19 protein-coding genes are annotated in these 26,222 nt (G+C 53.2%); 9 read left to right on the top strand and 10 right to left on the bottom strand.

Annotated elements, in window-relative coordinates; genetic code table 11:
- Nucleotides 1-50: 50 nt before the first annotated feature.
- From CLV60_RS00820 to CLV60_RS00830, 3 genes are all read left to right on the top strand, one after another.
- Complete coding sequence (locus tag CLV60_RS00820; RefSeq protein ID WP_106593490.1) at nucleotides 51-2,009, top strand: tetratricopeptide repeat-containing sensor histidine kinase; 1,959 nt, start codon at nucleotides 51-53, stop codon at nucleotides 2,007-2,009.
- Nucleotides 2,006-2,647, top strand: a complete 642-nt coding sequence (locus CLV60_RS00825; protein WP_106593491.1) for a response regulator — start codon at nucleotides 2,006-2,008, stop codon at nucleotides 2,645-2,647. Before CLV60_RS00820 ends, CLV60_RS00825 begins: the two co-directional genes overlap by 4 nt.
- Nucleotides 2,648-2,781: 134 nt before the next feature.
- A complete protein-coding gene (locus CLV60_RS00830) occupies nucleotides 2,782-3,528 on the top strand; it encodes a GntR family transcriptional regulator (RefSeq protein ID WP_106593492.1) in 747 nt (248 codons plus the stop codon).
- A gap of 6 nt (nucleotides 3,529-3,534) precedes the next feature.
- On the opposite strand, the gene CLV60_RS00835 is transcribed toward CLV60_RS00830, so the two are convergent.
- The 7 genes from CLV60_RS00835 to CLV60_RS00865 all read right to left on the bottom strand — a co-directional run bounded on the left by CLV60_RS00835 (nucleotide 3,535) and on the right by CLV60_RS00865 (nucleotide 15,409).
- Complete coding sequence (locus tag CLV60_RS00835) at nucleotides 3,535-4,236, bottom strand: SGNH/GDSL hydrolase family protein (protein ID WP_106593493.1); 702 nt, start codon at nucleotides 4,234-4,236, stop codon at nucleotides 3,535-3,537.
- Between the two features lie 46 nt (nucleotides 4,237-4,282).
- A complete protein-coding gene (locus CLV60_RS00840; RefSeq protein WP_106593494.1) occupies nucleotides 4,283-6,805 on the bottom strand; it encodes a hypothetical protein in 2,523 nt (840 codons plus the stop codon).
- 12 nt (nucleotides 6,806-6,817) lie between these two features.
- A complete protein-coding gene (locus tag CLV60_RS00845) occupies nucleotides 6,818-8,251 on the bottom strand; it encodes a RagB/SusD family nutrient uptake outer membrane protein (RefSeq protein ID WP_106593495.1) in 1,434 nt (477 codons plus the stop codon).
- A gap of 11 nt (nucleotides 8,252-8,262) precedes the next feature.
- Nucleotides 8,263-11,454, bottom strand: a complete 3,192-nt coding sequence (locus CLV60_RS00850) for a SusC/RagA family TonB-linked outer membrane protein (RefSeq protein ID WP_106593496.1) — start codon at nucleotides 11,452-11,454, stop codon at nucleotides 8,263-8,265.
- 108 nt (nucleotides 11,455-11,562) lie between these two features.
- Complete coding sequence (locus CLV60_RS00855) at nucleotides 11,563-13,062, bottom strand: L-fucose/L-arabinose isomerase family protein (protein ID WP_106593497.1); 1,500 nt, start codon at nucleotides 13,060-13,062, stop codon at nucleotides 11,563-11,565.
- A gap of 102 nt (nucleotides 13,063-13,164) precedes the next feature.
- Entirely contained in the window at nucleotides 13,165-14,412 is a 1,248-nt protein-coding gene (locus CLV60_RS00860; RefSeq protein ID WP_106593498.1) for an MFS transporter, read from the bottom strand.
- Between the two features lie 163 nt (nucleotides 14,413-14,575).
- The gene (locus CLV60_RS00865; RefSeq protein WP_106593499.1) at nucleotides 14,576-15,409 is read right to left on the bottom strand and encodes an AraC family transcriptional regulator; all 834 of its coding nucleotides are present in this window, start codon (nucleotides 15,407-15,409) and stop codon (nucleotides 14,576-14,578) included.
- Nucleotides 15,410-15,502: 93 nt separating this feature from the next.
- Here CLV60_RS00865 and CLV60_RS00870 point away from each other — a divergent pair, with 93 nt between their 5' ends.
- The 3 genes from CLV60_RS00870 (at nucleotide 15,503) to CLV60_RS00880 (ending at nucleotide 19,430) form a co-directional block, all read left to right on the top strand.
- Nucleotides 15,503-15,898 (top strand): DoxX family protein, encoded by a 396-nt coding sequence (locus tag CLV60_RS00870; protein WP_106593500.1) that lies wholly within the window; start codon nucleotides 15,503-15,505, stop codon nucleotides 15,896-15,898.
- Nucleotides 15,899-15,903: 5 nt separating this feature from the next.
- Nucleotides 15,904-16,833 carry a polysaccharide deacetylase family protein gene (locus CLV60_RS00875; protein WP_106593913.1) on the top strand — a complete coding sequence of 310 codons (930 nt, stop codon included), beginning with the start codon at nucleotides 15,904-15,906 and terminating at the stop codon, nucleotides 16,831-16,833.
- 101 nt (nucleotides 16,834-16,934) lie between these two features.
- Complete coding sequence (locus CLV60_RS00880; protein WP_106593501.1) at nucleotides 16,935-19,430, top strand: cation-translocating P-type ATPase; 2,496 nt, start codon at nucleotides 16,935-16,937, stop codon at nucleotides 19,428-19,430.
- A gap of 32 nt (nucleotides 19,431-19,462) precedes the next feature.
- Here the strand turns inward: CLV60_RS00880 and CLV60_RS00885 are convergent, their stop codons facing one another.
- Both CLV60_RS00885 and CLV60_RS00890 read right to left on the bottom strand, forming a co-directional pair.
- Nucleotides 19,463-22,006: a cation-translocating P-type ATPase gene (locus CLV60_RS00885; RefSeq protein ID WP_106593502.1), complete on the bottom strand. Its 2,544-nt coding sequence runs from the start codon at nucleotides 22,004-22,006 to the stop codon at nucleotides 19,463-19,465.
- On the bottom strand, nucleotides 21,985-22,191 hold the full coding sequence (locus CLV60_RS00890; protein WP_106593503.1) for a YtxH domain-containing protein: 207 nt from the start codon (nucleotides 22,189-22,191) through the stop codon (nucleotides 21,985-21,987). The genes CLV60_RS00885 and CLV60_RS00890 overlap by 22 nt, the downstream gene beginning before the upstream one ends.
- Nucleotides 22,192-22,377: 186 nt before the next feature.
- On the opposite strand from CLV60_RS00890, the gene CLV60_RS00895 reads away from it, so the two are divergent.
- The 3 genes from CLV60_RS00895 to CLV60_RS00905 all read left to right on the top strand — a co-directional run bounded on the left by CLV60_RS00895 (nucleotide 22,378) and on the right by CLV60_RS00905 (nucleotide 24,094).
- On the top strand, nucleotides 22,378-23,127 hold the full coding sequence (locus CLV60_RS00895) for an SDR family NAD(P)-dependent oxidoreductase (protein WP_211302170.1): 750 nt from the start codon (nucleotides 22,378-22,380) through the stop codon (nucleotides 23,125-23,127).
- A 67-nt stretch (nucleotides 23,128-23,194) separates the two neighbouring features.
- Nucleotides 23,195-23,437, top strand: coding sequence for a hypothetical protein (locus CLV60_RS00900; protein ID WP_106593504.1), 243 nt, complete (start codon nucleotides 23,195-23,197; stop codon nucleotides 23,435-23,437).
- Nucleotides 23,438-23,509: 72 nt separating this feature from the next.
- Nucleotides 23,510-24,094, top strand: coding sequence for a DUF4136 domain-containing protein (locus tag CLV60_RS00905; RefSeq protein ID WP_106593505.1), 585 nt, complete (start codon nucleotides 23,510-23,512; stop codon nucleotides 24,092-24,094).
- A gap of 210 nt (nucleotides 24,095-24,304) precedes the next feature.
- Here CLV60_RS00905 and CLV60_RS00915 read toward each other — a convergent pair whose 3' ends face one another.
- Entirely contained in the window at nucleotides 24,305-26,221 is a 1,917-nt protein-coding gene (locus CLV60_RS00915) for an FG-GAP repeat domain-containing protein (RefSeq protein ID WP_106593506.1), read from the bottom strand.
- Nucleotide 26,222: the final 1 nt, after the last annotated feature.

Below are 26,222 nucleotides of genomic sequence, written 5' to 3' on the forward strand. Positions count from 1 at the left end.
AAATCAGGTTAGGAAAACTAACTTTGGCCCTTGATAACCGGCCCTTAACGATGAATAAGATCTCTGCTCTGTTGTGTGCTTTTTTATTGATTGCCCATACGCTGCCGGCCCAGGATACGGAGGAGGCGAAAATTCTTTCAGCCAAAGACGATTCAGCCAAGGTAATCCGGCTCGCCAACTATGCTTACAGCTTTGTCGATTCGGATAAACAAAAAGCAGCCCGTTTGTACGACGAACTGATGCGCCTCAGCAAAAAGCTGAACTATCCGTACTGGTCGGGGATGGTATGGTTCAATCGTGGGTATATGCATGCCAAAGCGGCAAATGATGCGGAAGCAATACGGAATTTCGATTCGGCTGCCGTGTATTTACATCAAACGGACCGTGTAGATATGGAGGCGTACAGCCACTTAAATATTGGTGCGATAGCAGAGAGGCTGGGCAAAATCGATGTGAAAATCAGTCGGATATCGAAGGCGATCCAACTTTTGCAAAACACGAAATACCAGAATATCCTCGCGAACGCGTATAGTGCTATGGGTGTGTTGTTTTTCAACCTCGACGAGTACGATAAAGGATTGGTGTATTTTCAAAAAGGCTCAAAAACGGCGACTCAGGCCAGGGATACCTCTACCATGGTGGAGACGCTGTACGGAATGACGAACTGCCTGTCGTCGCTCGGGAAATTTCCCGAGGCATTGACGAACGCCAACGAGGCGGTCCGCCTGGCCACTTTGCGAAAGAACGACTATACCTTATGCGTTGCCCATAACAGCATGGCCGAGCTGTACCGCAAATGGGGCAAGGCCGGGTTGAGCATTGAGCATGCCAGGCAAGTACTGCAATATGCGATTGCCTGCGACGACGTGCAATACCAGCTGATCGCCACAATGGGGCTGGCCGATGGCTACCGCCTGGCCGGGAATTTCCGGGAGAGCATCGGGTACTACAACAAGGCATTGCAATTGGGGAAAGAAAAAGGCGTGGTGATCCAGCTCGACGACATCTACAAAGGCTTGTCGGAGGCCCACGAACACCTCAACAATAGCGGGCAGGCTTTGGATTACTATAAAAAATTCATCGTCTATCGCGACAGCACCAGCAATGAAAAAATCAAGAAGAATGCCGCAGAGCTGGAAGTGAAATACCAAACGGCGGAAAAGGAGAAGGTGCTGTCCCAAAACAAATTGCAGCTGGCCCGCCAGGACTTGCAGCTTCAAAAAAGCCGCAGCTATATTTACTACGCTCTGGGCGCCTTTATATTGGTGTCACTGGTTGCGATTCTGCTTTATTTACAGTCGAGGTACAAAAAGCTCTCGCATGCCCGGGAATTGCAGTCGATCCGACAGCAAAGGGAGTTGCAGTTGTTGCAGGCCCTCATGCAGGGAGAAGAAAAGGAGCGCAGCCGTATCGCTAAGGATCTGCACGATGGGGTGGCAGGCATGCTGGCGGCGGTGAAAATGCACCTGAGCAGCACCGAATCGGCCGACGGGCTTTTGCAGGAAGAGGGCTACCGGCAGGGGATGAACCTGCTGAATGAAGCCACCGAGGAAATCCGCAAAACCTCGCATAACCTGATGCCGGAAGTACTGTTGCAGTATGGACTGGACATTGCGCTGGGCCGTTATTGCGAGCGCGTCAGCAACAGCAGAGGGTTGGAGATCCAATACGATTCCTGGGGAGACATCGACCGTTTTGCGGATAGCTTCGAATTGTCTGTATATCGCATCGTCCAGGAATTACTGAACAATGTGATGAAGCATTCAAAGGCCACCCACGGAATGGTGCAACTGACCCAGCAGGACGACCTCCTCTCGATTTCCATTGAGGACAATGGGGTGGGGTTAGGCGCGGGAAATCATGCGCAGGACGGAATGGGGCTGCACAGCCTCCAAAGCCGCGTAAAGGCCATGAACGGAAAGATCGATATCAGAGAGTCGGAGGAGAACGGTTTTGCGGCTTACCTGGAATTTGAGGTATTGAATATAAAAAGGGAAATAGCCGTATGAAAAAGATTGAAGTGGCCATTATCGACGACCATGAAGTGGTGATAGACGGCCTGGTAGCCATGCTTTCGACGTCCGATCTGCTGGAAATTACCTACACGACGCAAAGCGGGAAGGAACTGCTCGGGCATTTACAGACAGCCTCACCCGATGTGTTGCTCATGGACATTCAAATGCCGGAAATCAGCGGGATCGAGCTATGCAGGCAGGTGTTACAGCAGCAACCGAAAGTGAATATTATTGCATTCAGCAGTTTTGATGATTCCAGCTATGTGAAAAATGTCATGCGCAAGGGAGCCCGAGGTTACCTGCTGAAAAACTCCGATAAGCAGACGATCGTCCGGGCGATTGAACGCGTAGCGGGCGGAGAAGATTTTTTGGATGACAAGATCAAGAATATCCTCTTGCAGGAAACCCTCACCGGGCAGCGCCGTTCGATTTATGAAATACCGCTCACCAAAAGGGAAAAGGAGCTGGTGACGCTGATCGCGGAAGGGCATTCGAGTCAGGAGATTGCCGATAAATTATACATTAGCCTGAGAACCGTCGAAACCCACCGGCTGAATATCAACCAGAAAATGGGGGTGAAAAATACGGCAGGCCTTTTAAAGGAAGCTATTAAAAGAGGGTTGATTGACTGAGCGCCCTTCGTGCAGCACGATGATCCCGCAGCTCTCTCGCTATTTTACCCGGAGTTGCCTTCGTTGTGGCCGGTTGCGGATATATTGATAAAGTTCAGTTAATTTGGAACTTGTATTAATCGTTACGCACGCCAATGAAACCCAAGTTTCTAAGCATCAGCAGTGAAATTATCGAAAGGATCAAATCCGGCGAATTACAGCCGGGCGACAAAGTTCCTTCGGAGAATGATCTCATCAAAAACTACAAGGTGAGCAACACGACGGCCCGGAAAAGCCTGCTGGAAATCGAAAACCAGGGCTGGGCGAGGCGTATCAAGGGAAAGGGAACGTTTGTCCTTAACCGGACGGTGGGGCATCATTTAATTCGTACGCTGGGGTCCATCAACGCGACGCGGCGCGGCTTCCACGAAAGCCTCATCGCCGAAGGTTTTGAGCCGCATAATGTGGTGCTGGAAAAAACGGTGCTCGACGACGGGATTTCCTCGGAAATAGGAGGGAAGCATTTCATTATGGACGGCCCCGTGCTGAAAATCCACCAGTTGCGGTACGCCGACGACGAGATTATCAAGGACGAAATCAAGTACATTTCACTCGCGCTCTGCCCGAAAATCAACCGGATGCCTACCGAGATTTCCTATTTCAAAGTGTACGAAAATGCCTACCACCTGCGGATCGACGAGGTGAAGCAGACGCTCAGTACGGAGATCGTACAGCCTGGTTCGGAGCTGGATAACTTTGACCTGTCGGCCGCCACGCCGATGTTCATTCTCGATAGCGCGGTGATATGCACGGACGGCGAGGTCGTGGAAATCGAAAGGTCGTTTTACCGCGGCGATAAATACAAATTCGCCATCAGCGCCAACCCCGATTACCACGACTAGCCGGTGTCACAAAAAGTAGGGCATTAGCCTTTCGACGATCATCGTATGCCCCTTCTCATTGGGATGGTTAATCGACGACATTACTTCTTTTAGTTTACCTTCCTTTACCACTTTCTGAAAATCAATATAAGGATCGGCCAGGCCGGTGTGATACTGCGCAGCGAGTTCGCGGATCTGCGCTGCATAGGGATCCAGCGGATTCGAGGGATCGGCAATATCTATCCGTTGATCAGGCGAGGGCGTTACCAGGATCACCTTGATATTCCTGGCTTGCGCCGCCCGGATCATCTTTTCCAATGCCTCGCGGGTTTTATCCAGGGGCTGGAAACGGTCGTTCAATGCATAGTCGATAAAGATCACGTCGGGCTGGTGGGGCAATACTTCCGCCTCGAAACGTTTTGCACCGCTCACCGAGTTCTCTCCGCCGATCGCCGTAACGATCACATTCACCACGGCATAGGGATAATGTCCCTTCAATGTTTTCAGAAACAGGTTCGGGTACGATTCCAGCGTATGCACCTCGTGGTTATCCCAGTACCCCGCCGGAACGGAATGCCCGTGAAACACAATATTGATCCGGCGGCTCTTCGGCCACTCCGTCCGCAGTTCCTTTTTCAGGCCGGATAAATAGGTGGTGTCAGCCACCTGCGCAAATGCACTGTATGTCGCCAAAAGGGCCAGGGAAGCGGCGGAAAGGATTTTAAGCATAGTCTATCAGGTCAAGTATGGTCAGGTATTGTCAATTGTTGTCCCCCTACCACGACACCACCAAATCTCCCGTAACGCCTTCCACTACATAATGCTTTCCAAATTTCGGATCGCCGGGCTTGAAGGAAATGCGGCCTTCGCGCCACGGGTAGTTCGCATTCAGATAAGCATGAAACTGCTCGGGACTAATGTCTTCGTGCGGGTAAATGCGGACGGTAGCATTTCGGAGGCCGCCGATGCGGTAGCGCTTGGTAATGCCCATTTCCCCCGAATGTAGTTCTTTTAATGACACGATGCCCTCGTTTTGCTCCACAAACACCCGCGACTCACGGTTCCAGGCTGTGGGCATGCTGTACACCGACCGCCCTTTTTCGAGCTTGGTATCCAGGCCGTTCAGCAACGGCGCACCTTGCGGGAAACGGAATTTGTTGCGGATGGTCGTGTTGGGATTGTAGCCTGAGAAAATGAATGCATTGTTGCTCCGCGAAACGGTCAGTACCGGGTTTTTAACGGCCGGATCTTCCTTCTCAATGCCGAGGTCGATCCCGAACTCCTGCAAGGCGTAGCGAAGCAGAAGCGGGCCGGTGAACAGCTGCAACGGGTCGTCGGGCGTGAGGAGCTTGCCGCCTGTGAACTTGCTGGAATTGGTGCCGCGGATGTACACCACCTTTCCGCCATTCCATTCTTTTCGCTCCCTTACCCACGCCACATCGCGTTTTTGGCTGCCCTGGCTCATTTGCGAGAGGATTTTGGTAAAAGAATCCTTCGGGTTCTGCACCCGCGTAGCCACACCACCACCGGAAAACAATGCGCTGTGGATGATTTTGCCGGGATAAGGGCGCTGCATTTCGTCGCCCGCGTACACGCTGCTGATCTTGAACTCGCCTTCCAGCGGGGCCACATTTTGCAGATTGAGCAGTTCCAGAAAAGCCTTGCCTGCATGTCCGGCAGGACCGTAGACCATCAGCTTTCCCCCATTTTCGACGAATGTGATCAGCGCCTTTTCAAGCGGAGAGCCTGCTTCCGGCACGACACTCAGCAACACCGATTCCTTGAAACGAGCCGGGTTCTGCCCTATTACTTTTTGAAATGAACCCGTGGAAATGACCGTATTGACGGGTAAGCCGTTGTTCAATGCCTGGCGGATGAGCCAGTCGCCGTAATAGATTTCCGGCAGCCGGTCTTTGTAGCGGAAGGCCCAGTCGTAATACTCGTCGAACGGGTACACCCACACGAGCGGCCCGGGCGCGGTAGGCGCGTCGTAGCGGGCTTTCAGGATGTGCGGCGTCACCTCGTCGGGTACCTGGGTAGGCATGTTCCCGAAAGAATCGTCGATGCTCAGGAAGTTGAAGTGGCTCGGGAGTTTCACCTCGCCTTTCGCATTGATCCGCGACACGGCCAGCGGCAGGTAAATGTCGTGCGGCTCGCGGCCGTAGCGGTCGAGCCAGGGGCTGTTGATCCACCACGGGTCGTGGGTGTAGTAGCGGAAGAGGTACCGCTCGTCGGGCAGCTCAGCCATTCTCGACATATAGCCCACCATTTCCAGTCCGAAATCGCCGTCCAATGCTGCCCACGGCGAGTTGGGCGGGGGCAGAATATTTTTATCCTTGTAAATTGATTTCAAATCCACACCATCCCGGGCCAGATCCGCACCGGCCGAAAGGTTGGTGCCGCGCGTCTGCACCTGGATATCGGGACATTCGGCCCGGAAGTATTTCCAGAAATCGGCAATTTTGGAATGGGTAGCAGCCAGTTTTTCCTGGTCAAACCCTTTGCCATCGAAAATGGCTCCCGTCGAGGACCAGCCTTCCACCCCGAAACCAAACCCGTTGCTCAGCCAGATGAAATCGAAACCCATATCGCTGGTCAGCCGCTTTACCTGCCGGCCCAGAAATGTCCCGAAAGGTGTTCCCTCGGGAATGCCGTTCGGGAAACCGGCATAGGGCTCGGAATCCGCTTTGAGTACCGAATAGCAGCTTACCATCGTGTTGTGGCCCATGGCGCTGCCGCCGAGGATCTCGCGGTGGCGCTTGTATTTAAAATCGGATTTGGCAAACTCCGGTCCGGGGTCGAAGGTCTCGCCAATGCGGATAGGCTTGCCCGTCACTTTGCGGCCTTCTTCTTTCAATGCGGATACGATGAATTGCAGGTCGCCGTAGGTGAATTCCGGCGGGTTTTCGAGGTACAAATAGGCCCGTTCGTGGATCGAAAGCTCTTTCGGACCGGAACCAACCGCATGCGCGGTATTCGGGTTGCCGATGTAGCGTGCCCATTCGAGCCGCTGGGCCGCGTCGCCTTTGTATTCCAGGATTTCGGAACCGTCGCCTGTCCAGAGCATCACCGACACGGTGTCGGCATGGCGCAGCATCGAATGCCATTGCGTGAACATTTCGCGGGCAGTTTCGCGGATATAAGCCTTGTCATTCTTCCGGAAAGGTTTCAGGGATACTTCCAGGGTGATGTTGTTGAATGGCACCCCTTTGAGCGTCGAGGGCTGCGGCTGCGCCACGGCCGTCAGTGGCGCCAGCAACAGTGCTATCCATGCCCGTATATTCTTTTTTACAATCATCGGTTTCAATGTTTAATACCCCGGATTTTGCCCCAGATTCGGATTGATGTCGATTTCCCGCAGGGGTATCGGCATCAGCACCTCATGGTCGGCGACGCTGAAATTCAGTCCATTGTCTTTGAAATATTGATTCATCACCACCTGGTAACGTCCGGTCCGCACCAGATCGAACCAGCGATGGCCTTCGAGGAAAAACTCGAACTTCCTTTCATTTTCAAGCGCCGATGCGAAGGCGGCCTTGTCCAGACCTGCTTTTGCCGGTAATCCCGCGCGGCTTCTCACGGTATTCAGGTAAGTATGTGCGTCGGCGGTACTACTGGTTTCGTTGAGCGCTTCTGCATACATGAGCAGCACATCGGCATAGCGCAACGAGGTAAAATTGATGCCGCCATCCCCGACGATGCCGGTCGTGAAATCCACGAATTTGAGGCCGAACAGGTCCTTTTCATATTTGCCGGATATCAGCTTCACTGAGTCGCCGATGGAAGCGGTTCGCCTTAAATCGCCTTTTTCATAAGCGTTAGCCATTTGGCGCGTCGGTAAAACCCTGCCCGCGCCCTGCATATTTCCCGGGAACATGCCCACGTCAAACCGGGAAGGCATGAAAATCGTGGAGAATGAATTGCCTTCGCCCACATTACCCGACAGGTATTTCACTTCAAAAATGGACTCCTGCAATTCGTCGTTGCCATTCGTGAACAGTTTCTTATAGTCGGGGTTTAATGAATAAGTTTTCAGATCGATTACTTCTTTCAAAACTGTTTTGGCCAGATCGAACTGCCTGGTAGTGAGGTATACTTTGCCCAAAAGCGTCTTGGCCGCACCCGTGGATGCCTGCGATTTGCTCAAACCAGCTACGCCGTTCAGCAACGTCGCCGATTGGATAAGATCCTGGGTAATCACATTGTAGACCTCCGCGACCGGCCTCCGCGTCATATCGAATTTCATAATCTCGTCCGGGCTTCTGAACGAAACATCCACGATAGGCACATTGCCGAACAGGCGAACGAGATAGAAATAGGCATAAGCCCGCAGAAACAGCGCTTCTCCCTTGTACTGGTTCTTTTGAGCGTCGGTCATAGTCACCGCATCGAGCCGCGAGAGGATGTTGTTGGACCTTGCGATGGTCGCGAAACTGATGCTCCACACAGTATTGAGAAAATCATTGGAAGCAGTCAGGTTCACCTCGTCGCATTCGGCTTCGGCCACGAGCGGGGAGGTGGACTTAATGTCGGTATTATCTGTCGTAAGGTCGCCCAGGTCGATCAGTGCGGTGTTATGCAGGCCTTGCAAGCCCGCGTAGTTGCCGACCAGAGCGGTTTCAAAGTCTTTGGGGCTTTTGTAAAATGAATTTTCGCTGATCTGATATTCGGGCTGCAAATTCAGAAAATCGGAGCATGAGCTGGCGGCCACGGCGATGAGGCTGTATAGAATGTACTTTTTCATGGGTAATGCTTTTAAAGAGTGAGTTTGATCCCAAGTGTATAGGTGCGCGGCAGCGGGTAGTTGAGGTAATCGATGCCCGCATTCACCACGTTGTCGCCGGTAATGCTCGATTCAGGATCGTAGCCCACGTAATTGGTGAAAGTGTACACGTTCGCGACATTGGCATACACATTCAGATTGCTCACACCCATGCGGCGGGTCAGGTCTTTCGGCAGGTTGTACGACAGTTTGATGTTTTTGATCCGGGTGAACGAATTGTCGAACAGGTAATGCGAGGAGGTCCCGAAGCCGAGTGCATGGTTGCTTCTGATGGAGCGGGGCATGATGCCGTCGCCGGGATTTGCCTCGGACCGCCATCTTTTGTCGGTCAGTACCAGGTTGTTTTGTACGCCATTGTCCCCCAGCAGGGAAGCGCCCGCGTCCAGGTACGTGTACGCGCCGTGCGAGCCCACGAGCCCGACGTTCAGGCTCAGGTTACCGAGGGAAAAATTGTTGTCCATCCCCCAGGTATAATCCGGCCAGGGTGAGCCGAGGATCTTGCGGTCGCTCTGGTTGATGACGCCGTCTTTGTTCACATCTTCAAATTTGAGGTCGCCGGCCTGGGTTTTCGGGTGCTGCAATGCGGCCCCGTCCAGTTCGGCGCTGTTCATGAACACGCCCAGCTTGTTGATCAGGTAGAAACTCGAAATGGGGGACCCTACCTGGGTGATCTGATAGGCGGAGTTGGCAATTCTTCCGCCTTCGGTAGCCAGTTTCAGAACCTTGTTCTCGTTATGGCTGAATGTCACATTGGTACTCCATTCAAAACGTTTGTGACGGACATTGACGGTTTGCAGGCCGAGCTCGAAGCCTTTGTTTTCGATGTCGCCGATGTTCTGGGTGGAGCTGTTGAAACCGGAAGCCGCGGGAAGCTGCACGGCGAGCAGCAAGTCGGTCTTGCGGTCGCGGTAGGCGTCGGCGGTGAGGGTAATGCGGTCTTTGAACAGGCTCACATCCAGCCCGATATTGGTCTGTTTCGACTTTTCCCAGGTCAGGTTATCGTTTGATAATGTGCTGGGAATGAGGCCGGGGTTGAGCGCCCGGTTTTTGACATAGCGGGTGGTCGACAGCAAGCCGATGCTCGTGTAGTCGCCGATCTGGTTATTGCCCGAAATACCGTAGCTCGCCCGCAGTTTCAGGTTGCTCACTACGTTCTGGTTTTTCATGAAATCTTCTTCCGCAATATTGTAGCCTACTGAAAAAGAAGGGAATGAACCCCAGCGGTTGTTGGCGCCAAATCGTGAACTGCCGTCGCGCCGTACCGTGGCGGTAAACATATATTTGCCTGCATAAGAATAGGTTACCCGCGCCATCATCGAGAGCAGCGACCATTCATTAATGCTCTGCGTACCTGCATTGACGATACCGGCCGTGATGAACGGCACATACTCCGTCGGGAAGTCGGAAGCGCCCGTAGAGACCAGGTCACGACTGTTTTTCTGGGCCGTGAAACCGATCAGCCCGTTTACAAAATGTTTGTTATTAAAAACTTTGGCATAGGTCAATGTATTCTCGTTCAGCCAGTTCAGGTTTTCGGCCCGGGACGTTCCGGCGGTGGCGGGGTAGTTCAGCGTCCCGAAATTCGGGACGGCCGAAGACCGCCACAAGCGAATGTTATTCGTGCCGAAATTGACTCCGATCGAACTTTTGAACGTGAGCGCATCCGTAATGTTGACTTCCAGGAAGTTGTTGGTCACCAAATCCATCACCTTGCGGCGGTCGCCGGAGCCGTCGGCCACTGCCAGCACGTTGGCGAGGAACCCGAGGCCGTCATTCACGTCATTCTGGTTGAAATAGTAGCCGCCATTTGCATCGTAAACCGGAATGGTAGGGGACGCGGCCAGTACATTGGCCAGCAGCCCGCCCGCACCGTAATGCGACTCCGTGTTCACAAACCGACCATAACCGTAGGAACCGAATGTCGATGTCCCGATTTTAATGCGTTTGGTAATCTGCGCATCCACATTCACCCGCAGGTTGAAACGGGTGTAATCGGAATTGATAATGACCCCTTCCTGCGAAAAATAGCCGCCGGAAATGAAGTACCGGGCCTTTTCGGTGCCACCCGTCGACGATAGCTGTAAATTCCTGACGGGCGCTGTCCTGAACAGCACATCCTGCCAGTCGGTATCGGTGGTGAGTGATTCGGGGTTTCGGAAATCGGGCCTTACCCGGGTGTTGACAGACCGTACTTCATTCGGGTCCGTCGCTTTTCCGCCGGCGTACACCCACGCATTGTCGCGGCCGTCCACCACGTAATCGGCATATTGTTTGGCGTTCATCATTTTCAGCTTGTGTGCCACTTCCTGGAAACCATAAGAAGCATCCACGCTGATCTGCGATTTGCCGTAGGCGCCTCTTTTGGTAGTCACAATCACCACCCCATTTGCCCCGCGCGAACCGTAAATGGCCGTGGCGGAGGCATCTTTCAGTATTTCAATGGATTCAATATCGGAGGGGTTGATGGAAGCCAGCGGGTTCACACGGTTGCCGGTATTGGCCGCCATGCCTGCGGAAGAGAAGTTGTTTCCGCCGTAGTTGCGCATATCCGAGCCACCACCGCCGGAGCCGATCGCAAAGCCATCGATCACGTACAATGGCTGGTTACCGCCCGTAATGGAGCTTACGCCGCGGATCAGGATGTTCACATTCCCGCCGGGGGCGCCGGTAGTCTGGGTAATCTGCACGCCCGGCGCCTTGCCTTGGAGCATCTGGTCGAAACTGCCTGCCGAGGGCTGGATGAGCTGCTCGCTGGAAATCTTGGCAATGGAACCGGTAAGGTCCTTTTTGCGCTGCGTGCCATAGCCTACCACCACCACATCCTGCAACTGGTGCTGATCGGCCACTAATGCAACGTCGATCACCGTGCGACTGCCGACCTGTATTTCCTGTGACACATAGCCGATAAAGCTCACGACAATGCTGGCGCCGGAGGCTACCGACAGTTTAAAATTACCGTCCACATCCGCCACCGTTCCATTGTTGGTGCCTTTCTCGGTAATGGTAGCGCCGATCAGCGGGGCTTTGTCGGTATCGCCGGTGATTTTGCCGGTAACGGTGTTTCGTCCGTCGGATTGCGCTAGTGACGGGGTGCTACCGAGCGCCAGGCAGCATAGCAGACAGCCGATCCACAGCCAGCGTCCGGAGAATAGAATACGAATCATAGTCTTCAATTTTTTAGGATTGAACTCGAAAAAGGGTTTGAAAAAGACAAAAAGGCTCTAATTCAGCCGGGAGTGGCTGCATAGTAAACCAGTCGGCGAAAATGTGCGTCAATCTTCTTTGATAATGACGGCTTCCAGGTTGAGGTATCCGGCTATTTTGGCAATAGCGCTCGCGTGGTGGCCTACACCCAATGCAAAATGGTGCGTAGGGCCTTCCTTCATCCAGCGTTGAAGGAATGTACGGACGTCGGGTTTGAAAAAGCCCCGGGTATTGGTGTTGCCGGTGGGCGGGATAGGCCCTTCGACCGACTGCCCTTCGGCAATGACAAATTTGAACTTGCCGTCGTAAGTGGAGTTGATACTCAGCATGGTAATGGGGCCTTCCTTGATCTTGAACTCCACACCCGCCCCAAAACCGGGCTTGCCGTGGTACTTGGTAAGGCTGCGCAAAACGGGTTTGCCTTCCGCGATGGCGACATTATGCGGGCCGTCGTGCCCTACGAGCACAAAGCCTTCCTTGAAATCGACCGGATGGAACTCCGCAAAGCTACCGCCAATGCCTAAACGTTCCATGATCAGCATCGCAAAGCACGTTTTCAGGTCCGACTCGCCGCACATGGGAAAACCGGCACCGGTCAGGAGCGAATTGCCGACGATCAGGTTCGACATCACGGTGCGGGTTTCGCTGTTGTCGGGGCCCTCGTAGTAGTAGGCCAGGCCGTCGAGCTGTTTGGCTTCCACGAATTTTTCGAGGGCAACCGTCACCCGGGCGGCAGTTTCGAGGTCGCTGTCGCGGAGTTTTTCAGAAATTGGATCCGAGACCGGTTCGGGCGTGTCGAAAAAGTCGAGAATGCGCTCTTTCATATTCTCAATATCAGCGCGATCCGCCTGCTGGTATTGCGTCACGATCTCATGCGCCTCACACTGAACGATATGCGCGCCGAAATGCGCCGTAAACATCGTCGAATCGGAATGCATATCCAGCATCGCTTCGATCGGGTGCCCGATGTGACCGATCCGCGAAGTGCGCACATCGTGCAAAACAGCGGCAATGCGGCAGTATTCCTCGATCTCGGCGTCGGCCTGCGGGTCGTCGTGCAACGTGCCGATGATCATGTCCGGTACTTTCTTGCCCATCCGCGCGGCCACGCCCGCAAACTCGGGCAGGGAGCAAATATCGTCGTTGTAGAGCTGCATGTAGGTAGATGCGCGCGTGTAGTCCATGGCCTGGTCGGGCTGCAATGCTACGAGCACGATGGGCACATTCAGGTTGCGGATAATGGTGCCGAATGTGTTGGAAGTGGCATAAGTAAGCATGTCGCAAAACACAAGGTCGAGATTGGCCGCGTGGAGCTTCGGTACCAGCTCGTAGGCTTTCTGGACGGTATCCACCAGCCCGAAATCGACGAGCTCGACATGGGAGCCGCTGCGGATTTTTTCAATAAAAACGGCCTGTTTGCGCAGCATATCATCCAGCAGGCCGTCGAACTGGCTCCAATACTTGAAATAACCCACGCCAAATACGCCGATCCTGGGCCTCGTGGGCTGGCGCTTCTGAATGATCGCTTCGTTGACCTGGTGATTTTCACTTTGTAATGTATTTCCCATGAGTTGGTTAAATGTTGATTCTGGTAGGTTCTTTATAGTTTAAATCTTAACGCACTAAGTTTTTTAGGCAACAGTTTTCCCTTTTTCTGTTTAAACAAAAAATCAGTCGTTGGCGGGTACGGCCACCACTGTTTCTTCGGCTTTGTTCAGCAATGGTAAGAGCCTCGGGATCAACGAAATGAAGGCTGCAAATGCAATGGGGTAGAGCAATCCGGAGGCGATCCAGAGCGGTTTATAGGTGTATCCGGCAATGATTTTCCCAATCATCGGATTGAGGATCAGGCTGGACAATGCCCCAGCGGTACCCGAGAGCCCCACGACGGTGGAAGTAGCCCGGGAGCCGAAAACGTCGGAAATAGCGGTGATGTAATTGGTGATCCAGCAGCCGTGGGCAAACATATAAAGCGCCATCAGCCCTACCGCAACGGCTAGCGACGTGGTGAACTCGGTGAGCGGGACGGCGAGTGTCAGCGCCGCCGCGCAGCCCATCACAATTTTGCGGGCGCGGTCGGTACTGATATTTCTGCGGATCAGACTGTCAGAAAAATAGCCGCCCAGAATATTGGAAACACCCAGTGCCAGGAACGGAATCCAAAACAGGTTGCCAATTTGTTCGAAAGGCACATGGCGTACTTCGGCCAGGTACTTGGGGATCCAGAACATCATGAAATACATCACCGGATCGAGCATGAAACGCATGAGAATGAATACCCACGTGGCACGCTGGCGAAGAATGGCCCTAAGTGGTACGGCCGCGGCTTGCACCGCAGGAGCGGCGATGGCCGCCTGTGAGCGCCAGGGGACAGCCAGCCACACGAACACCCACGCAATGCCGATTAACCCCGGCACCACAAACCCGGCTCGCCATCCATAAGCGTTTGATATCCATATTGTAAGCGGCGGCGCGATCACCGCGCCAATGGCCGATCCGCCGATCGCAATGCCGTTGGCCAGTGCCCTTTCTTTTTCGTCAAACCATTCGTAAACTGTTTTTGCCGCGCCCGGGAAGCAGGCACCTTCACCCATTCCGAGGAAGAAACGGAAAGTGAGCAATTGGGGCAGACTGGTCATCACGCCATGCAATGCATTCGCCACCGACCACAAACCTACCGCTATCCCCAGCCCCTTTTTTGCCCCGATTTGATCGATCAGCCGACCGCCCACCGTGAACATCAGCGCGTAGCTCAGCAGAAAGCTGGTATTTACCCAGCCATATTCCACATCCGTAAATCCGAACTCTTTCTGGATCTTGATCACGGCAATGGAAAGCACCTGGCGATCCAGGAAGCTAAGCCCGGTGGCGATGAACACCAGGAAAACAACGAGCCAGCGGAGGTAGTTTTTTGTCATAGTAACTTAACGCACTAACTTATTTTTTGTCAAAAATAAACCGGCAAAATACCAAATGCAAGATTTGGCCTGGTTTATTTTCACGCAGCCCGGTTCCGGCGGTTTTTCTTTTGGGTAAAAGAGGCGTTTGGGAGCGAAATGATGGGGGGGGATCCCGGAGCGATTAAGGGGTAGCGTTCCCCGCTTTGCGGAATTCGGAGGGAGATAAACCCCTGGCTTTTCGGAAAGCCTTGTTGAGATGGCTGCTGTCGGTAAACCCAAATTGAGCGGCTATTTCGCCGAGACGCTGGTTGGTATGCCGTAAACGGGATTCTATCAAGGTAAGGCGATAGCTACTGATGTATTCTTGAAGGCTTTCACCGGTTTCGCGCTTGAAAAACTGGCTTACATAGGTTTGCGATATATTGAAATACGCGGCCAGCTTTTCGACGCGGAGCGCCTCGGGAGCATAAATATGTTCGTGAATGTAGCCCAGCAGGGATAGTGGCTGCGCCGATTGATAATCATTTGCCTGCTGGAACAGCGCAATGTTCCGGGCCGCGATCGTGATGATCGTGTTAAGCATTTGTTGCATTACCTGTTGGCTGTGCGGCCCTGCGGCCTGTTGCTCACGGAGAAGCGCTTCCGTCAGCGACCTGATCAATGGTTTGTCTGTAACCGTTTTGAGGATGCATCCGGGGAGGTGGTTATGGTTATGAAAAATGTATTCCAGCCTTTGGAGCCACTCTTTGGCTTGGGCTTTCAGATAGCCCTCGTTGAAACGGATAAATGCAAAGTGCGTCGTTTCGCGAACCTCGAAGCCGTGGCTGTCCTGGGGAAACATCAGGAAGAGCTTGTCTGGCCCATATGGCAACTGGTGGTCATTGATGATCTGCAAACCGCTCCCCTCCAAAATATAAACCATTTCGAAAAAGGAGTTTTTGTGCTGCTTACCCGTGTATTCATCGGTCACGAGCAGCTCTATCTCGTAAGGTTTATGAAGATTCTTAATTCGCATCCTTTCTAATTACTGATTTATCCAATAAATATACAGATTTTTCCCTGCAAATACCGGGACATTTGCAGCATTGGAAACATTAACCCTATAAACATGAATGCACTTGTTTTTTTGTTGTTGCGCGTTGGTATCGGCATCAGTATGTTCGGGCACGGCCTTGTCCGGTTGCCCAAGTTGAATGCGTTCAGCCAGTGGATGGTCGGCAGTTTTGCAAAGTCGATGCTGCCGGCGGAGTTGGTGAGGCCGTTCAGTATGGTGTTACCATTTGCTGAGCTTGTCATTGGTTTTTTACTCCTGATCGGCCTTTTTACGGAACCGGCGCTAATTTCTGGCGCCGTCCTGGTTCTGTTATTACTTTTCGGGACGGCGATGGTCGAGAACTGGGAGGCGATCCCGTCGCAACTCATTCACCTGGTTTTTTTCGCGGTACTACTCCAATTCATAGCCAGCAACTCCTGGTCGCTGGATAAAATTCTCAACAGACCATGAACCTTATGAGTACGCGACGAACTTTCATGAGGCAAACTGGCGCATTGGGGGCGTTAGGTGTGTTTGGTACGCCCGCTCTGGCCGGGAAAGGTTTTAGAGAATCCCCGCATTTATCATCTCCCCGATGGCCTGATGGCTCCCGGCTGGTAGTATCGGTTTCGATGCAATTTGAATCCGGCGGTCAGCCGGATAATGCCGAAAGCCCGTTTCCTCAAAACATGCTACCAGGCTTCCGTGACTTGCCGGCTGCTACCTGGTACGAGTATGGCTATCGGGAAGGCATTCCGCGAATGCTGGACAACTGGGATGAACTTGGCATAAAGGTGACGTCCCATATGGTTGGGGCTGCCGTACTTAAAAACCCGGCTCTGGCAAAGGAGATCGTTACGCGCGGACATGAGGCGGCGGCACATGGCATGAGCTGGCGTTCGCAGTACAACCTTGCCTACCCGGAAGAAAAGGCTTTTATTCGAGAAGGTGCAGATGCGATCAGAAATGTAACGGGATTTAATCCAGTGGGTTACAATGCCAACTGGCTCCGGCGTGGTGATAACACATTGAAAATCCTGAAAGAACTTGGTTTTAAATACCATATCGATGATCTGAGCCGCGACGAGCCCTTCCTTACACGTGTGGAGGGGCAAAACTTCGCCGTCGTACCTTATACCTTGCGTTGCAACGACATTCTCTTGATCGAGGGGAAAAGTTTCTCGGCTGATCAGTTTGCGCAGCAGGTCAGAGCGGAATTTGATCAGCTTTACAAGGAAGGAGCGACACGCCGCCGCCAGATGTCGATCAGCTTTCATGACCGGATTGGCGGCACCCCGCAGATGGTAAAAGTAACGTATGACCTGATCAGGTATATGCAGCAGCACGAGGGCGTCATTTTTAAGCGGAAGGATGAAATAGCGAACATCATATTGTCCGAGTCGTAGTAGAAACAACAATTGATCCGGTTTTAACAGCAGCGATTGCGCCTGAACATTCTGCAGTCGCTCTCCTCGGATTCGTCATTGACCCTAATCATCGGCATAATATGTCTTCCCCCACGATCAACACTTCCCGGGGCCTTTCGGCCAGTCAGGTGCTGGAATCACGCAGCAAGTATGGTGAGAATAAGGTGGAGGACAAAAGTGAAAGCGGTTTCTGGGCCGCCGTTTCTGGGCTCGTAAAGGAGCCGATGCTGATTTTGCTGATTGCCGCGTCAGCGATTTATTTTGTCACGGGTTCGCGCGGCGAAGGCTTTTTCATGCTCGGGGCGATCCTGGTCATTTCCATCATCTCGATTTATCAGGACGGCAAAAGCCGGAATGCATTGCGCGAGCTTAAATCGCTTACCGAGCCCAAATGCAGGGTGATCCGGGACGGGCTTGAAATCGAGATCCTGAGAAACCATATTGTGGTCGGCGATTGGCTGATCATCGAGGAAGGGAACAAGATCCCGGCGGACGGCACCATTCGGGAAGCACACGATTTCTCCGTCAACGAATCCATTCTTACCGGAGAATCACTGGCCGTCGCGAAAAATGAACGCGGAGACGAGGTTTTCCAGGGAACGCTGGTGGCGAGTGGCAGGGCTGTGGTGCAGGTGGCAGCCATTGGCGGGCAAACCAGGCTGGCGGCGATAGGGGCCAGTCTGGAATCGATAGAGCAGGAGCCGACGCCTTTGCAGGTGCAAATCACCAACTTCGTCAAGAAAATGGCCATTACTGGCGGTGCGGTGTTTCTGCTCGTGTGGGCGATCAACTACATCCGCACACAAGTGCTGTTGGACAGCCTCTTAAAAGCGCTGACCCTGGCGATGAGCATCTTGCCGGAGGAGATTCCGGTAGCATTTACCACTTTTATGGCGCTGGGAGCCTGGCGGTTGATGAAAATGGGGATCATCGTCAAGCGGACCCAGACAATAGAAACGCTTGGCAGTGCGACGGTGATTTGCACGGATAAAACCGGGACGATCACCGAGAACAAAATGCAACTGGCCAGTTTATACATCCATGCCCAAAATCTGATTCAGGCGCCCGACGCCTCTCTGAGTGAACAGGGCAAGGACCTGCTGGCTGCGGCGATGTGGGCAAGTGAGCCTGTGCCTTTTGATCCGATGGAAATAGCTTTGCATGAGGCATACCGGACATTTGCGGCAGTCGACCTGCGCTCCGGGTTTAAGCTGGTATATGAGTATCCGTTAGAGGGGAAGCCCCCGATGATGACCCACGTGTTTGAAAACAGGAATTCGGAACGCATTATCGCTGCCAAGGGAGCGCCGGAAGCGCTCATGGCTGTTTCGGGGATGTCGGAAGATGAAAAGCATTCGGTATGGGAGGCTATCAATACGCTTGCGGCGAAAGGTTACCGGGTGCTTGGGGTAGGGCAGAGCAGCTATTCTGAGAAAACATTTCCAGAAAAACAGCAGCAGCTGCCATTCCATTTTTTAGGATTGGTAGCCTTTTATGATCCTCCGAAAGAGAACATTAAATCTGTTTTTCAGGCATTTGACAGGGCGGGCATCCAGGTCAAAATCATCACCGGCGATAATGCCGCCACGACGCAGAACATTGTAAGGCAGATTGGTTTCAACGGCGCTGAGCAGGTTTTGCTGGGCGAAGAACTCGTGGCGCTGGACGAAAAGGCCTTGCAGGACAGGGTGCTTCGGACGGGTATTTTTGCCAGGATGTTTCCCGAGGCAAAGCTGAGAGTGGTCAATGCCCTGAAAGCGAAGGGGCAGATTGTGGCTATGACGGGCGACGGCGTTAACGACGGGCCGGCATTAAAGGCCGCGCATATCGGGATTGCGATGGGGAAAAAGGGGACTGAAATCGCCAAGCAGGCTTCCTCGCTGATCCTCGTTGATGATGATTTTGCCCGGATGGTGGATGCGGTGGCGATGGGACGCAAAATATATGTTTCGCTTAAAAACGCGATCCGCTACATCATTTCGATCCATATCCCGATCATCCTGACCGTTTTTATCCCTCTGGCGTTGAGCTGGACTTATCCCAATATCTTCACGCCGGTCCACATTATCTTTTTTGAAATGATCATGGGGCCGACCTGCTCGATCATTTATGAAAACGAGCCGCTGGAACAGGATCTGCTGCTGCAAAAGCCCAGGCCGTTTACTTCAACTTTTTTTAGTTTGAAAGAACTTTCAGTCAGCATTCTGCAAGGGCTTGTGATTACGGCGGGTATGCTGGTGCTGTATCAATATGCATTGACGCAGTCGTACGACGAAAACCTAGCCCGCTCCATGGTTTTTATCGCCCTGCTGGCCGCAAATGTTTGTCTGACGCTCGTTAACCGTTCATTCCGCCATTCGATCTGGACTACTATCCGGTACAAAAACAACCTCGTTCTATTGATTATCGGTATCACGGTCGTGCTTTCGGTACTGATTTTTCTCATACCGGATGTTACCCGTTTTTTCAGCCTCGCGCCGGTGAATTTGAATCAGCTGCTGATCAGCATCGGTACCGGAATTTTGTTCACGATCTGGTACGAATTAGTCAAGATGTACAACCGCAACCGGGCATAGCGGAAACCCTTAGGAGCACCGGTGAATCGTGGCTATCCTTTTTGACCTGGGATAAACTTGGAGAGTTCGATTGCCGCAATACAGCCTACCGATACCAGGGCAGTCAGCGATAAACTATCCGTCGACAACGGTACCGTCTTGAAAAGCATTGTAAGTGCCGGAACATACAATAACAACACCTGCAAGCCGGTCGTCAGAACGATGGTCAGGAGCAACGGGACGTTTCGGAATATGCCAGCCGTGATAACCGATTGCCTCAGTGAGGAAACACTGAGGGCATTCCCCAACTGCACGATACACAACATCGTAAATACCATTGTCCGTTGGGTTGGGACTGTCATATTATGTCTGACTGCCAGGAACTGTAACAGAAAAGCCGCCGAGGCCATCAGTATGGCTGTCACCGCGATTCGCATGGCTAATCCCTGGGCAAACAGACTCTGGCCGGGAGGTACCGGCTGGCGGTTCATAATGCCTTTTTCGGCTTTCTGGGCCGCCAATGCTACTCCCGGCAGCCCGTCTGTGACCAGGTTGATCCACAATATATGAATGGGTAACAGCGGGATTGCCAGACCGAAAACCGGGGCCAAAGCGATTACAAGGATTTCGCCCAGGTTGCAGGAAAGCACATAGGCGATGAATTTGCGGATATTGTCGTAAATCCTGCGCCCTTCCTTTACCGCCTTGACGATTGTAGAGAAATTATCATCCAGCAGCACCATTTCGGAGGCTTCCTTGGCAACGTCCGTGCCGGTAATACCCATTGCGACCCCGATATCGGCCTGTTTGAGTGATGGTGCGTCGTTGACGCCGTCGCCCGTCATGGCCACGAACTGTCCCTGGCTTTGCAATGCATGGATGATTTTGAGTTTTTGTTCCGGGGAAACCCGCGCGTATACCGAAACCTCCCGCACAATAGCCTGTAATTGGGCGTCGTCCAGGTCCATCAGCTCCTTTCCCGTCAGGGTTTTGATAAGCCGCGTGCCGGCAATTTCCAGGCGCTCCGCGATAGAAGTGGCCGTCAATGGCTGGTCGCCGGTGATCATGACAACCCTGATGCCGGCCGTCCGACAATCCCGTATTGCCTCAATCACGTTTTCGCGTGGCGGGTCGATCATCCCGGCCATTCCCAGAAAAAGCAGTGAATGCTCGTCCTCCAACGTTAGCGGGTCGGGGCGCTGGTCAATTATCTTGTAGGCAAAAAACAACACTCTTAATCCCTGGCGGGCCCATTCGCGGTTTTGGTCCAGCAAATCCTGGCGCTGTTCTTGCAGTACTTCGGTGATTCGGGAAGGTGCGCCTTTCACAAGCAAAAGGTACCGGTCCTGATAGGCGTGCAAAGTGGTCATTCTCATGCGCTCCGAATCAAAAGGAAGTGTTTGCAATAAGGGATATTTGCTTTCGGCATCTTCCCGGCGGATACCCTGGCTTTCTGCGTGTCGTACCAGTGCAGTTTCGGTCGGATCGCCCATCAACCGGCCATGCTGGTCAGAATGCACCTCATTATTGAGCATGCAGGCGTAGGAAAGCAGGTCTTCTGACTCCTGTGCAGCCCAGGCCTTCTCAACGCTCATCTCGTTCCTGGTCAGCGTCCCTGTTTTGTCGGTACATATATAGGTAACCGAACCCAGGGTTTCGACAGCCGGCAACTTCCTGATCAAAGCATTATGGCCCACCATTCGGGCTGCCCCATTGGCCAACCCGACGGTGATCACCGCAGGCAGGGCTTCCGGCAGTGCTGCTACGGCCAACGACAGGGCAGTCATGAAGATCGCGAGCGGCTGCTCGCCCCTTAGCAAGCCATATCCGAAAACCAGCACGCTGATCGCGATAATGGCTACTACCAGGACCTTGCTGAATTTCTTCAGTCGCTGCTGCAAAGGGGTAATCGTGGCATCCTGTTCCAAAAGTCCGGCGATGCGGCCGATCTCGGTTTGCATGCCGGTGCTGGTGACCAGCATTTGTCCCGAGCCGTTAGCGACCACGGTACCTTTGAAGACCATGTTGAGCTGGTCAGCCGGAAGCAGGTCGTTTCCCTGAACAGAGGCAATCACTTTCTCGATTGCGTGGCTCTCACCGGTCAGGATGGCCTCCTGCGTTTTGAAAGCGCTGATCCGGATGAGCCGCCCGTCGGCGGGGATGATATTGCCGGCTTCCAGTACCACCATATCGCCGGGAACAAGGTGCGTAGCATCCACTTCCTGATGAACTCCTTCCCTGATGGTGATCGCGTGCTGCGCGGAAATTTGTTGCAGCTTTTTCATGGATTCCTCGGCATTGTATTCCTGGAAGAATCCGATCACTGCATTCGCTACGATGATGCCGATGATCACATAAGCATCGATATGCTCTCCGACGAAAAAGGATATAACGGCGGCCACGATGAGGATCAGGATCATCACATCTTTGAACTGACCCAGCAGTATCGTCCATTTGGACCGCTGTTTAGCCGCCACCAACATATTCAGCCCGAATTCTGCCCGGCGCCGGGCCACTTCGGCAGCGGTCAATCCCTGGGAGGTGCTGGCTAATGCCTCGATGGCCTGCTCCGCTGTTATTTGATAATATGGCTGCAACCGGTTTTTCCTTTCCTTCCTATGTTCCTCGCTGTATCCCAAAGTGGTTCTCCGAGATCCTCAATTGCATCTTTAATGGCAAACCTGAATTTACGCCGGAGCCTGCTGCCCTTTTCCGGTGCGATCAGCAGTCCGGCGGCAAGTCCCGCACCGGCTGCTAGCAATAGGGGGAGTATTGGTTTCATGTTTTCCTGGGTTAATGTCTGATTTCAGTTTTTTGCAAAGTAACGGACCGTTACCTGTGCTTTCCTTGACAACGTGCTGTTTTAAAGCTGATTGTAGTCATAATTTGCCACTCCGGTAACGAACACCTTTGTGCAGCCAGATCACCAGGGAAATAGAGCTGGCTGGAACCATTAATCTGAAAGCCTATGAAAATCTTACAGGATAAAGTAGCCATTGTTACCGGTGCGGGTTCAGGTATCGGGCGGAGCGTTGCGCTCGCTTATGCACGGGAGGGCGCAAAAGTAGTTGTTTCCGACATGGACGAGGAGTCGGGACTGGAAACCGTAAGGCTCATTACCGACGCGGGCGGCGACAGTTTCTTTTTCAAATGCGATGTGTCTTCGGCGAGTGAGAATGAAGCGCTGGTTTGGGCCACTATCGAAAAATACGGCGCTTTGCATATTGCATGCAACAATGCAGGCATTGGCGGGGCCATGGCGCCAACGGGCATGTATGCGATCGATGCCTGGGACAAAGTAATCGCGGTGAACCTTTCGGGAGTCTTCTACGGCGTTCGCTATCAGATTCCCGCTATGCTCAACTCGGGCGGAGGAGTGATCGTGAATATGGCCTCCATTTTGGGTAATGTAGGTTTCGCTAACAGTCCCGCCTATGTGGCGGCGAAGCACGGCGTGATCGGCCTTACCAAAAACATCGCGCTCGAATATGGTACGAAAGGCATCAGGGCCAATGCCGTCGGCCCGGCATTTATCAAAACACCCTTATTGAAAGATCTGGACGAAGCGACCATGGAGTGGCTCGTTGGTCGGCACCCGATAGGTCGGATGGGCGAATCCGACGAAGTGGCAGAGCTGGTCCTTTGGCTCAGCAGCCCCAAGGCCTCCTTCGTGACAGGAGCTTACTATCCGGCCGACGGCGGTTACCTGGCGCAATAAAGGCCTTACACGTATGTAATGCAATGAACCATGATTCTGCCGATTAACCTAATAAAACCTTACTACTATGACCTACCAAGCAGAACAGGAAAAAGTCACTTTTGTACTGCCCTTATATTTTGTGAAAGCCGAAGTGACCTTTACCAGGCAATCGGCTGAGGAAGATCTTACAATACCGCTTACCCCGGCCAACGGCCCTCGGGTAAGCATTTCGACCCGCCGGTTTGCCAAAGGTTTCTGGCTCGCACAGCTAACCTGGTCGGTTGGGCGCGAGCGGTTTTGCAGCGAAGGCTGGTTCGAAATAGCCTAGCCGGAATGAACAAGAAGAGGCCCGCTGGCTTTCCTTCGGCATTTGATATCCATACGAACTTTCACAGGCTTTATGCGAACGCTGCTGGCATTATTGACGACGATCTTTATCGGGTGCAGCCCGGAAATGCGGGTTTACCATGAAATCGACAGCAGCAGGGCGGTGGATCAATACCATACTTTCCAATGGGCCAAAACGGATAGTGCGGCGTGGGGGGTGAATCCCTTGTATTTTAATGAATGGAATGATCGCCGTATCAAGCAGGCTGTGAATGACCTGCTAGGGGCCAAAGGGTATGTATTAAGCCGGGAGCCATCCGACCTGACTTTGCGCTATGATATCCGTGTTGACGAGCAATCCATGTTGCTCCCGGATCCGTACGGCTATTTGTACGGCGACTACTGGATGATGCCGCGCGACAACTTATTCCGGTACCGGGAGGCGACTTTAATTATCGATGTCTGGCATTCACAGACCAGGAAATTAATCTGGCGCGGCTGGGCGGTTGCCGCAATTGAAGTACTGTTTAACGATGGCAAAGATCCGGAAGTCATCATCCGGTCGGCTGTAACAAAAATCCTCGATGTTTTCCCCGCCCATGTAGTTGAAAGCGACACCGGCAAGACCGTAGCGACAGGAGCCAGCACTAAAAACTAGACTGGCCCCCTCGCGCTTCTGGTGATTACTTTTTCGAGTACTTCTTAATGCGGTGAAACGTCAAAAAATTCGCATCGTGATTATTTCGGGCGCCACCCAGGCCGTCGTCGTATGCGGTACGCGATAGAAATACAATGTTCTTGCCGTCGAAAAGCCAATCGACATACTGGAAACCGTGATGGACCACGTCGGGATGTCCGACAGACTGATTTATCTTTTGAGGTAATAGAAATGGCCATCTTCCGCACCCACGAGCAAATCCGGCTGACCGTTTTTGTCCCAGTCGACAGTGGTGGGGCTGGTGTCGTGGCCGGCCAGGCGCAGTTCAGCAAGCGGCCCCTTATTCCGGAAGGTCACTTTCCCATCCTTTTCGCCGGTGTTTTCGTAAAAATCGACATTCCGGCTATCGATAAGCATATCCAGGTCGCCGTCCTTATCCCAGTCGGTTAATGTAAATTTCCGGCGCCCGCTGCCGCCATTGTCTTTCTTGTTGAGGCGTAACGGTTCTCCGTTTTCATCCATAAAAATGCGCTTGCCGGGGTGAAGCATCAGCCCTTTGCTTGCCTTGAACCGCTCATGCCACACGAGGTAACCTTCCGGGTCGAGCATGACCAGGTCCGCGAGCCCGTCCTTGTTCCAGTCGATCGCGTATGGTGTGGTACGCCATTGGGTCGCCAGTTCATTTTCAGCGGGTGTCCACCATATCCATTTAGGCTTCGGAGCAATGCCCGTCCAGGCTACTTCCACCGGCCTGGCGGGATCCAGCAATGGGGCTCCCTTTTTACCGCGGTTGCGGAACCATTGCACCTTGCCCCATATGGAATTGACGATAATGTCCTTTAACCCATCTCCGTCCCAATCCGCCACGGATAAGGTCGTGTAGCCCCATTTAGCCTCACAGGGCCCCTGGATCGACCCGTTGTCTCCGGCCTGAATGCGTATCACATCCTTCCCGGCTTTGAGAAACTTCGGTGCGGCGAAATCCGGCTTGGCACCACCTCCCTTATTTTCAATCAAACTGATGTAGCCTGCCGAATTACCGGTGACGATGTCCTCATCGCCATCGTCGTCCCAATCCACACTGACCGGCGTCGCCAATGCTCCTGACTTAATGGAGCCGCCGCGCTGCTGGAAATAGTACGGCGATTCGAAAAGCGGCATACGCCCTTTTTTCTTGCCCGTGTTCCGGATCAACGCCACGCGGCCGTCCTCGTCGCCGCAAACGAGGTCGATGTGCCCGTCGCGGTCCCAGTCGACGGCCACGGGGATGATCATTTCGAGGTCCATCCGGATGCTGCCGCCCGCATTCGCCAGTTGTTGCCCATGGGCGTACACCGGTTTTTTAGCCGTGCCGGTGTTCTCGAACCAGGTAAATTTGTCGAGAAACTCGCCGCAGATCAGGTCCAGGTCTCCATCGCCATCGAAATCGGCAAAGTTGGGGGAGGGCGGACCGTACATATCCAGGATTTCGCCGCCAGCTTGCAAGCGGCCCCTGTTTTTGTAATGCCCATCGCTGTTTTCGATCAGGTATACATAGCCGTGGAGCGGGCCGTTCGTCCATTTACCTTTCGAATCGTATGCATTATCCCAGCCGTATTCCAGCCAGTCGTCGATGCCCGCGATCAGGTCCTGGTCACCATCGGCGTCGTAATCGACCCATTTCCATTGCACAAAGCGCGGTTTCTTTTTGAAATCGGTATGCAGTGAATCCGGTGCATACACAGGCTGCCTGGTAGCCCCTTTGCTTTGCAGGAAATCGGTCAGCTCCGCACCCTGGTCGAGCACACGCGGCTGGCCATCCACATACGACACCTGCGGGTGTTTCAGGCCGGCGGCTACGCGCACAGGAGCCTCGAACACGGGGACTTTCTTGCCCGATTTGTTTTCAAAAAAATAGAGCCCATTGTACGGCACGTCCGGGCATGATACCAGCAAATCCATATCGCCGTCGCCGTCGTAGTCCATCGGCAATGGCCAGGCCCAAAGCCCGGCACCGAGGTCGGTTACCGTATCGGGATTTTGGTAATCCAGCCTGATCAGCTCGCCGGCCGGTTCGGAAGGCGCTTGTCCCGGCCTGAATGCAGGCAATACAAAGAGGAAAAACAGAGATAATGAGAATGACTTCATA

The sequence above is a fragment of the Dyadobacter jiangsuensis genome (assembly GCF_003014695.1).
Classification (GTDB): Bacteria; Bacteroidota; Bacteroidia; order Cytophagales; family Spirosomataceae; genus Dyadobacter; species Dyadobacter jiangsuensis.